At 76.0% G+C, this 12,150-nt stretch carries 9 protein-coding genes; 4 read left to right on the top strand and 5 right to left on the bottom strand.

Features of this window, described 5'->3' with window-relative positions:
- Positions 1 to 316 precede the first annotated feature (316 nt).
- The 4 genes from OHA34_RS32220 (at position 317) to OHA34_RS32205 (ending at position 3,395) form a co-directional block, all read left to right on the top strand.
- Positions 317 to 556: a hypothetical protein gene (locus OHA34_RS32220; protein ID WP_285937571.1), complete on the top strand. Its 240-nt coding sequence runs from the start codon at positions 317 to 319 to the stop codon at positions 554 to 556.
- Positions 557 to 691: 135 nt separating this feature from the next.
- On the top strand, positions 692 to 1,012 hold the full coding sequence (locus OHA34_RS32215; protein ID WP_285937572.1) for a hypothetical protein: 321 nt from the start codon (positions 692 to 694) through the stop codon (positions 1,010 to 1,012).
- 92 nt (positions 1,013 to 1,104) lie between these two features.
- Positions 1,105 to 2,205 carry an LLM class flavin-dependent oxidoreductase gene (locus tag OHA34_RS32210; RefSeq protein ID WP_285937573.1) on the top strand — a complete coding sequence of 367 codons (1,101 nt, stop codon included), beginning with the start codon at positions 1,105 to 1,107 and terminating at the stop codon, positions 2,203 to 2,205.
- Between the two features lie 8 nt (positions 2,206 to 2,213).
- The gene (locus OHA34_RS32205; RefSeq protein ID WP_329519808.1) at positions 2,214 to 3,395 is read left to right on the top strand and encodes an AraC family transcriptional regulator; all 1,182 of its coding nucleotides are present in this window, start codon (positions 2,214 to 2,216) and stop codon (positions 3,393 to 3,395) included.
- On the opposite strand, the gene OHA34_RS32200 is transcribed toward OHA34_RS32205, so the two are convergent.
- From OHA34_RS32200 to hutH, 5 genes are all read right to left on the bottom strand, one after another.
- Positions 3,355 to 6,150, bottom strand: a complete 2,796-nt coding sequence (locus tag OHA34_RS32200; RefSeq protein ID WP_329522470.1) for an AAA family ATPase — start codon at positions 6,148 to 6,150, stop codon at positions 3,355 to 3,357. The two genes, OHA34_RS32205 and OHA34_RS32200, sit on opposite strands and share 41 nt — an antisense overlap.
- A 140-nt stretch (positions 6,151 to 6,290) precedes the next feature.
- A complete protein-coding gene (locus OHA34_RS32195; protein ID WP_329519807.1) occupies positions 6,291 to 7,658 on the bottom strand; it encodes a formimidoylglutamate deiminase in 1,368 nt (455 codons plus the stop codon).
- A gap of 10 nt (positions 7,659 to 7,668) precedes the next feature.
- Entirely contained in the window at positions 7,669 to 8,868 is a 1,200-nt protein-coding gene (locus tag OHA34_RS32190) for an allantoate amidohydrolase (RefSeq protein WP_285937576.1), read from the bottom strand.
- Positions 8,865 to 10,562, bottom strand: a complete 1,698-nt coding sequence (gene hutU / locus OHA34_RS32185; protein ID WP_329519806.1) for a urocanate hydratase — start codon at positions 10,560 to 10,562, stop codon at positions 8,865 to 8,867. The genes OHA34_RS32190 and hutU overlap by 4 nt, the downstream gene beginning before the upstream one ends.
- A 28-nt stretch (positions 10,563 to 10,590) precedes the next feature.
- Positions 10,591 to 12,135 (bottom strand): histidine ammonia-lyase, encoded by a 1,545-nt coding sequence (gene hutH / locus OHA34_RS32180; protein ID WP_285937578.1) that lies wholly within the window; start codon positions 12,133 to 12,135, stop codon positions 10,591 to 10,593.
- Positions 12,136 to 12,150: the final 15 nt, after the last annotated feature.

The following is a 12,150-nucleotide window of genomic DNA, read 5'->3' as shown; positions in this document are numbered from 1 at the left end:
GAGGCGGCTCACCGTCCGGGTCCGTCATCGGTGCCGTGCGGACGACGGCCGCCTTTTGGTCGCTCCACGATGAGCCCGCCCTGCCCGTCGCCGGTGCGCCGGCGCACTGGCGCACGCGGAGCGATCGGCACGCGGGGCTCTCGCTATTCGCCGTGCGTCCGCCGGAACAGGCGGGCGCTCTTTGTTTCATCGCCCTTTACACGGAAGGGCCGACCAACCCGTATCTGCGGCAAACAGTTCTACGGGAGAAGCCGGCCCTTCCCTGCACCATCCGTAACCAGGCCCGTTTCACGAAGCAGATCACGGAGGCACATCCATGCACGACCCTACTATCCATGGAGTTGCGGGGATTGTTCAACCCCCCGGTAACCACGCACTGACCCAGTTCGGCGGCACCACCGGCATCGCGGTCGCCGCGATCATCGGCGTCCCCTTCGCGGTGTACGTGGCGGTGGTCATGACGATCGCCTGGCGGGCGCACCGCGACCAGGCCGGTTTCGACAACAACCTCCGGCTGCTCCGGCTGCTCCTGGGCGTCCTGCCATGGCGGCACTAGCGCGACGGATCATGCTCTGACCTGCCGATTCCCCGGCGGCCGGCCGTTCCGGCCGCCGGGCCGGGCCCGAAGTCCCCGCACCCGCCCGTCCCGTCCGCCCCGGCACCGCCGCAGCGACCCCGAAAGGCCACCACGATGCCCGGCGAACCCGCCAGGTTCCCCTTCGACGCCAAACAGCCGTGCCCGGTCCCCGAATGCCGGCGCCTGACCTGCTTTCACGTCCGGCTGGAAACGGCCGCGGACACCGACCGCCGCGCCGTCCCGCGAAGCGACGATTCCTGCGGCACCCATCTCGCCGAAACCGTGGAGACGCTGATGCGCTGGGCGAAAGAGCGGAAGCGCTACACCTCCCGGGTGGTCATATACGCGACCACGGAAGGCCGGCGGACGAGCGAGAGCCGACCGCTCGGGCCATTCGACCGGCTCGCGCTGAGCGCCATCCCGGTCGGACGCTGATGCCGGAGCCATTGCCCGGCGGCGGATCCCGCCCCGATACTGAGGGCGTCGATCAAGGGCGAGACCGCGCAGGCGGATGAAAGCGGGGCGGCATGGGGTTCCAGCTCGGGTTGTTCTCTCCCAACACCGAGTCAGGGCTCGCGATCACCACCGTTCCGGAACGGTGGAGCGCGAGCTGGGACGACAATCTCCGGCTGGCCCGGCTGGCCGACGAGGCGGGCATCGACTTCATGCTGCCGGTCGCGCGCTGGACCGACTGGGGCCGGGACACCGCCTTCCACCAGAGCGTCCTGGACCCGCTGGTCTGGGCGTCCGGGCTCCTCGCCGCCACCCGGCGGATCAGGGTGTTCACCACCGTGCACACCGCCTTCCACCATCCGGTGGTGGCGGCCAAGCAGCTCGCGACCGCCGACCACCTCAGCGCGGGACGGGTCGGGCTGAACATCGTGGCGGGCTGGCACGCCCCCGAGTACGAGATGTTCGGGCTCTCGCTCCCCAGCGACCACGACACCCGCTACGCGTACGCGCAGGAGTGGTGGGACATCGTCAGCCGCATCTGGTCCAGCGCCGAGCCGTTCGACCACGACGGGCGCTTCTTCCAGCTCAAGCGGGTGGTCGGCGCGCCCAAGCCGTACAACGGGCGGTCGCTGCCCACGATCAACGCCGGGTCGTCCAAGCAGGGCCGCTCGTTCGCCGCCCGCAACGCCGATCGCGCCTTCACCGTCGTCGGAGGTCCCGAGGACGGGGCGGAGATCGTGAAGGCGATCCGCGCGGAGGCGGCGACGCACCGGCGCACGGTCGGGGTGTTCACCCTGGGCCACGTCGTCTGCGCTCCGACCCGGGCCGAGGCGCGAGAGCGGCTGCGCCACTACGCCGACGAGCACGCCGACTGGCCCGCCGTGGACGAGGTGATGAGACTCCAGGGGCTGCACGCGCAGTCGTTCACGCCGGAGATGCTCCAACTCCACCGGGACCGGTTCGCGGCCGGGCACGGGAGCTGCCCGCTCGTCGGCGACCCCGACGACGTCGCCGACGCGATCGCGGCCTTCGCCGGCGCCGGGTTCGACGGGATCGCCCTGTCGTTCCTCAACTACGCCGACGAGCTGGGCTACTTCGCCGCCGAGGTCATCCCCCGCCTGGAGGCGCGCGGCGTCCGCGCGGCCCGGCCCGGCGCGACCGCCGCGGGCGCATGACCGCGGCCATGGATCCGGGCCCCGACGCCCGCCCGCCGCTGCTGGCCTCCCACCAGCGGGTCGTCAGCGACGACATCGGAGTCCTGCACTCCGCCGTCGAGCCGCTCGCCGTCGGGCACGACCTCCAGTCCCGCAGGCCCGACCTCCCCTTGGACGGGATGGTGAACGGCCTGTCGGTCGGGGCGGTCAATCTGGTCTGGGTGCGGTACGGGGGCGAGGGCGTCATCGTCGAGACCCCGCCCACCGAGGGCGAGTTCGCCATGTGCGCCCCGAACGCGCCCATGGGGGTGGAGTACCGCACCGGCACCGGGCACGACACCGGCCAGGGGAGCAGCCTCGTCCTCTCCCATGACCAGCGGATGCGGATGACCCCGGACCCGTACCTCGGCTGCCTGGTCATCGCGACCACCACCGGGCGCCTGGCCGACCACCTCGCCGACCACCTCGGCGAGGAGCGCTGCCCGCCGCTGCGGTTCCACAGCGTGGACGGCCCGCCCGCCGCCTCGCCGTCGCTCGTCGAGCGCACCTGGCGGCACGTCTGCGACGTGCTCGACCACGCCGCGGCCGGCGGCATCCACCCGCTGGCGGCGCGCAGCCTGGAGGAGTCGCTCCTCACCGCGCTCCTGCTCGGGCTGCCGCACACCGCGACCGCAAGTCTCGTCGAGCCGGTGCGCCGCTCGCCGCACCACCTCGCCGGCCTGATCGAGGACTGGGTCCAGGCGCACCACCACCGGCCGATCGGCGTCACCGACATGGCGGCGTCCGCGGGCGTCGGCGTCCGGCAGCTCCAGGTCATCTGCCGGGACCAGTGGGGACTGACCCCCACCCAGCTCCTGCGCGGCGTCCGGCTCGACCACGCCCGCGCGGCGCTCGTCGAGGCCGGGCCGGGCCCGCGCGTCATCAGCGACGCCGCCGGCGCGGCCGGGTACCTGCACATGAGCCGCTTCTCCGCCCACTACCGGCAGCGTTTCGGCGAGACGCCCAGCCAGACCCTCAGCCGCGCCCGGACCCTCCAGGGCCGCAAGCCGCCCCGGCAGGCGGGCGACGGCTCCCGGCAGGCGGGTGGAGCCTCCGGGGCGGGGGGTGGAGCCTCCGGGGCGGGGGGCCCGGCGCCCCGGCCGGGTGGCGGAGAGCCCTGGCGGGGCGGGATCAGCCGAACCCCAGGCGGGAGAGCTCGGCGCGGCGTTTGATGCCGAGCTTGGGGAAGGCGCGGTAGAGGTGGTTGCCGACCGTGCGGGGGCTGAGGAACAGGCGGGTGGCGATCTCGCGGTTGCTCGCGCCGGACGCGGCCAGCCGCACGATCTGGAGCTCCTGGTGGGTGAGTCCGCCGCCGACGGGGGCCAAGGGGCCGGGCGGGGAAGCGGCCGGCACGCCGGTCGCCTCCAGTTCGGTGCGGGCGGCGACCGTCCAGGGATGGGCGCCCAGGAGCTGGAAGGCCTCTTCGGCGGCTTCCAGGTGCGTCCGCGCCTTGGCACGCCTGCGGACCCGCCGCAGCCACTGCCCGTAGAGCAGTTCGGTGCGGGCCCGCTCGTAGGGCTGGTCCGTCTCGGCGTGCAGGCGTAGCGCCTCCGCGTAGTGCTGCTCGGCGTCCCCGGTCGCCGTCACGAGGGCCCGGCAGCGTTCGGTGACGGCCCTGACGGCCGGGGACGGGTTGTGCTCGTTCCAGGCTTCGAGCAGGGCGAGCGGCCTGGCGGCGGCGTCCGGCCGTCCGCAGCGCACCGCCGCCTCGATGTGGTCGGGGGCGCGGCGGATGGCGGCGGAGCAGGGCACGGTCGGCCAGAGCGCCTCGAACCGGGCGAACGCCTCGGCGGTGCGTCCGTACCCGAGGTCGAGCAGGGCGCGGGCCCAGGAGGTGTAGGCGGCGGCGAGCGCGTTGCCCTCGACCACGTCCGCCTCCGGAACGTCCGTCATGGCGTCCGCGCTGAACGCGTCGCAGCGTGCCTCGTCCCCGCGCACGGCGGAGATCCAGGCCAGCAGCGCCCTGCACTGGTTCGCCCAGTGGAGCCGTCCGGTCTCGACGGCCCGGGCCAGTCCCTCCTGGAGGGTGGTCTCGGCGGCGTGGTGCCGTCCCTGGTGGAGCTGGACGTGGCCGAGGCTGTGGAGGGCGTACGGGAGGCGGCCGAGCAGCCCGTCCCGGCGGCATCGGGCGGCGAACTCGGCCGCGGAGTCGGCGGCGGACTCCGGTCCGGTCACGGCGACCCCGATCGCGGACGTCATCAGCCGGTGGTTCAGTTCGGCGGGCATCGGGCAGTTCGCGGCGGCGGCGAGCGCCCGGACCGGGCCGACGCCGGACGGGTCCGTGCGCAGAGCCGCCACGACGGCCGACAGCGCGGCGGGGAGCGGCGCGAGCGGCGAGTCCCGGCCGAGCGAGACGGCGCCCAGCGCCAGGGTCCTCAGGACCGGCTCGACGTCGCCGAGCAGCCGGGGGTCGCCCGCCTGCCAGCCGCAGCGGACGGCCTCCGACAGCATCAGCAGCAGCTCGGCCGGGTCGCGGTCGCCGATCAGGGCGGCGCCGTCGATCAGCGTCCGGCAGGCCGTCCGGGTCAGGCCGCGTTCGAACGCCACGCCCGCGCCGACCCGCGCGGCGGCGGCGGCGACGCCGGGGTCGGCGGTCAGGGCGGCGGCCTCGTCCGCGAGCCGCTCCGCGTCGTCGGACAGGCCCGCGTCGAACGCGGCGCGGGCGGCCGTCACCAGCCGCCGCGCCCGGACCCGCCGGTCGGGGGTGAGGCGTGCCGCGCGCGCGTGCGCGGTGTGCCCCCGCCGGCCGCCCGCGCGTTCGGCGACCCACTGGAGCCGCGCCGCCACCTGCTCGTCCGGGCCCGCGGCCGCGGCGGCGAGGTGCCAGGCGCGCCGCTCCTCGCCGTCCGGCCCGGCGGCCCCGGCGAGGGCGCGGTGCGCCGCACGGCGCTCCTCGGTGGTCGCGGCCTGGTAGGCGACCGCGCGCAGCAGCGGGTGGGTGAACCTCAGCTCGAGCCCGGCGACCTGGAGCAGGCCCGCCCGCTCGGCGTGGCCGAGGTCGGCGTGGTCCAGGCCGAGCGTCTCGGCCGCCTGCGCCATGGCGACCAGGTCGCGGTCGTCGCCGGCCGCCGCGACCAGCAGCAGGGTCCGGACGGAGGCGGGCAGCCCTTCCAGCCGCGCGCGGAACTCCCCCGGCACCGGGCCGGCGACCGGCGCCGTCCCGTCGTAGAAGGCGTGCGGGTTGAGGCCGTCCGCGCGCTGCTCGGCGCCGAGGGCGGCGGCGAGCGTGCGCAGGGCCAGCGGGTTGCCGGCGGCCTCGGCGATGATCCGTTCGGTGGACTGCGGACCCACGGCCGGGAGCGGGCCCGCGGCCGGGAGCTCGCGGAGCAGGTCCCGGGCGGCGCCCGCGCCGAGCCCGCCGAGCGGCAGCTCCGGCAGGCCGTGCGCGAGGGCGGCATCGCCGTCGCGGGCCGCGATGAGCAGCGCGATCCGCTCGCCGCCGATCCGCCGCGCGGCGAAGGCCAGCGCGTCGGTCGACGCCGGGTCCAGCCACCGGGCGTCGTCGACGAGGCAGAGCAGCGGCCGTTCGGCGGCCAGGAGGCAGAGCAGGGACAGCAGCGCGCGCCGGACGGCGAAGCGGTCCCGCTCGCCGTCGGCGTCGCCGTCCAGCGCGGCGAGCAGGGCGGTCGCGCGCGGCTCGGGCAGCCGGGCGACCTGGTAGCGGACGGGGCGCAGCAGCAGGTCCAGGAACGCGAACGGCTGCGCGGCCTCGTCGGCGTGCCCCGCGCCGCGCAGCACCCGGGTGCCCCGGGGGACGCCGTCCGCGCGGCTCCGCACGGGGCCACGGGCCAGGCGGACCGCGTGGGCGAGCAGGGCCGTCTTACCGATGCCCGCCTCACCCCGGACGACCAGGGCCCCTCCCGCACCGGCGCTCGCTCCCGCGACGACCGCGGCGATCCGTTCCCGTTCGGCGGCTCTTCCGAGAATGATGAGAACTCCTCCATGCCGGCACCGACGCGACAGGACATGATCACCCCGGCGGACGGGCCCGCACCACGGTCCAGGGGTTCAATGTCGGCGGGGTCCCGCCGGCACGGCCGTCCCCGTTCCGGACGGGACCGGGAGGGTCAGCCGGTCCCGGGCGCCGTCCCGGGCGGTGCGGTGACCGCCTCGACGGCCTCGCGGAGCGCGCGCGGGACGTCGTCGACCAGGAGGTGGCGCCCGTCGTGGACGATCTGCCGCCCGGACACGACCACGTGCCGGACGTCGGCCGCGGTGGCGGCGAACACGGCGGTCTCGGCGGCGTACCGGGGGCCCGCCCCGGCAGTGCGGACCGAGTCGAGGGCGACGGTGACCAGGTCGGCGTACGCGCCGGGTTCGAGCCGTCCGGCCTCGGGCCAGCCGAGGGCGTGGTGGCCGTTGGAGGTCGCGGCGGCGAGCAGCTCGCCGGCGGTCCAGTGCCCGCGCACCCGGGTGCGCAGCCGCTCGTCCAGCTCGACCGCGCGGGCCTCCTCGAACAGGTCGACGACCGCGTGCTGGTCGGAGCCGAGGCAGATCGGCGCGCCGGCGGCGGCGAGGGCGCGGGCCGGGCCGATGCCGTCGGCCAGGTCGCGTTCGGTGGTCGGGCACATGCACACGCCGGTGAGGGTGCCGCCGAGCAGGTCGATGTCGTCCGGGGTGAGGTGGGTGGCGTGCACGGCGGTGGTGCGGGCGCCGAGGGCGCCCGCCTCGGCCAGCAGGCGGGTGGGGGTGACGCCGTAGGCGTCCCGGCACGCCTCGTTCTCGGCGGGCTGCTCGGACAGGTGGACGTGCAGCGGCGCGCCGTGCTCCCTGGCCCAGGACGCGACGGCGCTGATCTGCTCGCGCGGCACCGCGCGGACCGAGTGGATCGCGGCGCCGACGCGGGCGTGCGGACGGGCCTTGCCGGTCTGCTCGTGGAGGCTGTCGACGCGCCGCGCCCAGTTGCCCGCGGTGCCGTCGCCGAAGCGGAGCTGCGGGCCCTGGAGCGGCTGCCCGATGCCGCCGCTGAGGTAGCAGGTGTCCAGGAGGGTGACGCGCAGGCCCGCGTCGGCGGCGGCGGCGATCAGCGCCTCGCCCATCGCGTTGGGCTCGTCGTAGGGGGCGCCGCCGGGCCGGTGGTGCGGGTAGTGGAACTCGCCGACGCAGCTGATCCCGGCGAGCGCCATCTCGGCGTACACGGCGGTCGCCAGGGCCCGGTAGGACTCCGGGCCGAGCCGGCCCGCCACCTCGTACATCCGCTCGCGCCAGGTCCAGAACGTCCCGCGCCCGGCCTGGACGCGACCGCGGAGCGCCCGGTGGAACGCGTGGGAGTGCGCGTTCGCGAGGCCGGGGAGGGTCAGGCCGGGCAGGCTCTGGACGCCCGGGGGGGCCGGGACGCCGCGGGTGACGCGGGTGAACCGCTCGCCGTCCGCCTCGAACAGGACATCGGCGGCCAGACCATCTCCAAGCCAGGCAAGTTCGGCATGCCATTGCATAAGGGGGTTCCTACCCGTGTGTCAGGTCCTCCAGTACCGCGGCGAGCGCCTCGACCCCGGCGACGCGGTCGGCGGGGTCGGCGTGCTCGGCGGGCGCGTGGGAGACGCCGGTGGGGTTGCGGACGAACAGCATGGCCGCGGGCATCCGGGCGGACAGGACGCCCGCGTCGTGCCCGGCGCCGGTCGGCAGGACGGGCGCGCCGCCGAGCGCCGCGCAGACGCGGTCGCGGAGCGCCAGGTCGAACTCGACCGCCTCGGACGCCGACTCCTCGGCCACCCCGACGGTCACCCGGTGCGCGCCGGCCTCGGCGCGGGCGGCCCGCTCGACGTCCTCGACGGTGCGCCGCACGCCGCCCGCGGACGGGCCGCGCGCGTCCAGCCACGCGGTGACCGCCGACGGGATCGCGTTGACGCCGCCCGGCGTGACCCGCACCTTCCCGACGGTGGCGAGGGTGCCGTGCCGCCCGGCGGCCTCGCGCGCCGCCAGCGCCATCCGGGCGAACGGGAGCATCGGGTCGCGCCGGTCCTCCAGCCGGGTCGTCCCGGCGTGGTCGCCCGCCCCCGCGAAGTCGAACCGCCAGCGCCCGTGCGGGACGATCGCGCTCGCCGCGCCGACCGGGACCTCCAGCGCCCGGCCCTGCTCGACGTGCAGCTCGACGAAGCAGGAGACGCGGCCGAGCAGGGCCTCGTCCGGGCCGATCGCGTCGGGGTCCAGCCCGTTCTCGGCGAGGACGGCCGCCAGCGTGCGCCCGTCCGCGTCGGTCAGCGCGCGGGCCCGCGCCGGGTCGATCACGCCGGCCAGCAGCCGGGACCCGAGGCACGCCACGCCGAAGCGGGCGCCCTCCTCCTCCGCGAACGCGCCCACCGCGATCGGCCGCGCCGGCCGGACCCCCCGCTCGCGCAGCAGGTCGATGGCGGCGAACGCCGACACCACGCCGAGCGGCCCGTCGAACGCGCCGCCGCCGGGCACCGAGTCCAGGTGGCTCCCGGTCAGCACCGCGCCGTCGCGCGTCCCGTCCTCGGGCAGCCACCAGGCGAACAGGTTCCCGTTGGCGTCGGGCTCGACCGGCAGGCCGCGCCCGCGCGCCTCGTCGAGGAACCAGTCGCGGCACTCCAGCTCCGGCGGCGTCCAGGCGAACCGGTGGTAGCCGCCGCCGTCCGGGTCCCGGCCGACGGGCAGCAGCGCCGCCCACATCTCCTCGAAGCTCACGCCCCGTCCCCCACCGCCGGCCCGTCCGGCGCCGGGCCCGGCTCGGACATCGGGATGCGGACGCCGCGCTCGGCGGCGATCTCGGCGGCGCGGTCGTAGCCCGCGTCGACATGCCGCATGACGCCCGAGCCCGGGTCGTTGGTCAGCACCCGCTCCAGCTTCCGCCCGGCCAGCTCGGTGCCGTCGGCGACGCAGACCTGCCCCGCGTGGATCGACCGGCCGATGCCGACGCCGCCGCCGTGGTGGATCGACACCCAGGTGGCGCCGGAGGAGGTGTTGAGCATCGCGTTCAGCAGCGGCCAGTCGGCGATCGCGTCGGACCCGTCGGCCATCCCCTCGGTCTCCCGGTACGGGGACGCGACCGAGCCGGTGTCGAGGTGGTCGCGGCCGAGCACGAGCGGCGCGCTGATCTCGCCGCGCGCCACCAGGTCGTTGAACAGCGCCCCGGCCTTGTCGCGCTCGCCGTACCCGAGCCAGCAGATCCGGGACGGCAGCCCCTGGAAGCGCACCCGCTCCCCCGCCATCCTGATCCACCGGGTCAGCGGCTCGTTGTCGGGGAACAGGTCGAGGATCGCCTGGTCGGTGCGCGCGATGTCCTTCGGGTCGCCCGACAGCGCGGCCCACCGGAACGGGCCCCTGCCCTCGCAGAACAGCGGCCGGATGTAGGCGGGCACGAAGCCGGGGAAGTCGAACGCGCGCGCGTACCCGGCGGTCTCCGCCTCGCCGCGGATCGAGTTGCCGTAGTCGAAGACCTCGGCGCCCGCGTCCTGGAACCCGACCATCGCCTCCACATGCGCGGCCATCGACTCGCGGGCCTTGGCGGTGAACCCGGCCGGATCGCGGTCGCGGTCGTCCGCCATGTCCTCGAACGCGACGCCGCGCGGCAGGTACATCAGCGGGTCGTGCGCGCTGGTCTGGTCGGTGACGATGTCGATCGGGGCGCCGCGGCGCAGCAGCTCGGGGACGACGTCGGCGGCGTTGCCGAGCACCCCGATCGACAGCGGGCGGCGCGCCGCCCGCGCCTCCTCGGCGAGCCGCAGCGCCTCGTCCAGCGACCCGGCGCGCACGTCGCAGTAGCGGTGCGCGACACGGCGGTCGATGCGGGACGGGTCGCACTCGACGCAGATCGCGACGCCGCCGTTCATCGTGACCGCGAGCGGCTGCGCGCCGCCCATCCCGCCGAGCCCGGCGGTCAGCGTGACCGTCCCGGCGAGCGTCCCCCCGAACCTCTTCTCGGCGACGGCGGCGAACGTCTCGTAGGTGCCCTGGAGGATGCCCTGCGTGCCGATGTAGATCCACGACCCGGCCGTCATCTGCCCGAACATCGTCAGCCCGAGCGACTCCAGCCGCCGGAACTCCTCCCAGTTCGCCCACTGCGGCACCAGGTTGGAGTTGGCGATGAGCACCCGCGGCGCCCACTCGTGCGTCCGGAAGATCCCGACCGGCTTGCCCGACTGGACCAGCAGCGTCTCGTCGCCCTCCAGCCCGGCCAGCGACCGGACGATGCCGTCGAACGCGTCCCAGTTCCGGGCCGCCTTCCCCGAGCCGCCGTAGACCACCAGCGCGTCGGGGTGCTCGGCCACCTCCGGGTCGAGGTTGTTCTGGATCATCCGCAGCGCGGCCTCCTGCGGCCAGCCCTTGGCGGCGGTCAGCGAGGTGCCGCGCGGCGCGCGTACGGGACGGGGTCCGGGCATCGTGGCTCCTTGGATGAGAGGAGAGGGGTCAGGCGAGCGGGCCGGTGACCGCTTCGGCGGCGGCGACGAGCGAGCCGTCCCGGAGCAGCGCGGTGGCGGCGGCGATCTCCGGCGCCAGGTGCCGGTCCGGGCCGGGCGGCGGCACCCGCTCGCGCAGCGCGGCGACGACCGCGCCGGTGGCCGGGCCGGGCCGCAGCGGGGTGCGCAGGTCCAGCGCCCGCGCGGCAGTGAGGATCTCGATGGCGACGATCTGCGCGAGGCCGTCGACGGACCGGCGCAGCTTGCGCGCCCCGGCCCAGCCCATCGACACGTGGTCCTCCTGCATCGCCGAGCTCGGGATCGAGTCGGCGGACGCGGGCACCGCCAGCCGCTTCAGCTCCGACACGATCGCGGCCTGGGTGTACTGGGCGATCATGTGCCCGGAGTCCACCCCCGGGTCGTCGGCCAGGAACGGCGGCAGCCCGTACGAGCGGGCCTTGTCGAGCAGCCGGTCGGTGCGCCGCTCCGACATCGAGCCCACGTCGGCGGCGGGGATCGCCAGGAAGTCCAGCACGTACGCGATGGGCGCGCCGTGGAAGTTGCCGTTGGACTCCACCCGCCCGTCCGGCAGCACCACCGGGTTGTCGACGGCCGAGGCGAGCTCCCGGCCCGCGACCAGCTCGGCGTGCGCGAGGGTGTCGCGGGCCGCGCCGTGCACCTGCGGGGCGCAGCGCAGCGAGTAGGCGTCCTGGACGCGGGTGCAGTCCGGCCCCCGGTGCGACTCCATGATCCCCGAGTCGGCGAGCAGCGCCCGCAGGTTGGCGGCCGACCGCGCCTGCCCCGGGTGCGGGCGCAGCTCCTGGAGGTCGGCGGCGAAGACCCGGTCGGTGCCGAGCAGCGCCTCCACCGTCATCGCGGCGGCCAGGTCGGCGGCCTTGAGTAGCTCGCGCAGGTCGCGCAGCGCCAGGACGAGCATGCCGAGCATCCCGTCGGTGCCGTTCAGCAGCGCCAGCCCCTCCTTGGCGCCGAGCGCGACCGGCTCGATCCCCGCAGCGGCGAGCGCCCGCGCGGCCGGCATCAGCTCGCCCCGGGCGTCCCGGGCCGAACCCTCCCCGACCAGGGTGAGGGCGGCGGAGGCGAGCGGGGCCAGGTCGCCCGAGCAGCCGAGGCTGCCGTGCTCGTGCACGACCGGGGTGACGCCCGCGTTGAGCACCGCGGCGAGGGTCCGCGCGGTGACGGGCTGCACGCCGGTGCGGCCCGTCGCGAGCGTGTGCAGGCGCAGCAGCATCATCGCCCGCACCACCTCGCGCTCGACCTCGGGCCCGGACCCGGCCGCGTGCGACCGGACGATGTTGAGCTGCAACCGGGCGCGCAGCTCGGGCGCGATGTGCCGGGTGGCGAGCGCCCCGAAGCCGGTCGACACCCCGTACACCGGCGTCCGCCGCGCGGACAGCTCCTCGATGTGCGCCCGCGCCGCCGCGATCGCCGCCAGCGCCGGGCCGGTGAGCTCCACCGCCGCGCCGTCCCGGGCCACCGCGACGACCTGATCGAACGTCAGCGGTTCCGGGCCGACCTGGATGATCCTGTCCGCCATGCCGAAACTCATACC

This window comes from Spirillospora sp. NBC_01491 (genome assembly GCF_036227065.1).
Lineage (GTDB): Bacteria > Actinomycetota > Actinomycetes > Streptosporangiales > Streptosporangiaceae > Spirillospora > Spirillospora xylanilytica.
This window is presented reverse-complemented; position numbering and strand designations above follow the sequence as displayed.

Bases quoted from the DNA above. Each gene is read 5' to 3' on its own strand.
- OHA34_RS32220 (WP_285937571.1), top strand. From the start codon at position 317: ATGCACGACCCTACTATCCATGGAGTTGCGGGGATTGTTCAACCCCCC.
- OHA34_RS32215 (WP_285937572.1), top strand. From the start codon at position 692: ATGCCCGGCGAACCCGCCAGGTTCCCCTTCGACGCCAAACAGCCGTGC.
- OHA34_RS32210 (WP_285937573.1), top strand. From the start codon at position 1,105: ATGGGGTTCCAGCTCGGGTTGTTCTCTCCCAACACCGAGTCAGGGCTC.
- OHA34_RS32205 (WP_329519808.1), top strand. From the start codon at position 2,214: ATGGATCCGGGCCCCGACGCCCGCCCGCCGCTGCTGGCCTCCCACCAG.
- OHA34_RS32195 (WP_329519807.1), bottom strand. From the start codon at position 7,658: ATGCAATGGCATGCCGAACTTGCCTGGCTTGGAGATGGTCTGGCCGCC.
- hutU (WP_329519806.1), bottom strand. From the start codon at position 10,562: ATGCCCGGACCCCGTCCCGTACGCGCGCCGCGCGGCACCTCGCTGACC.
- hutH (WP_285937578.1), bottom strand. From the start codon at position 12,135: ATGGCGGACAGGATCATCCAGGTCGGCCCGGAACCGCTGACGTTCGAT.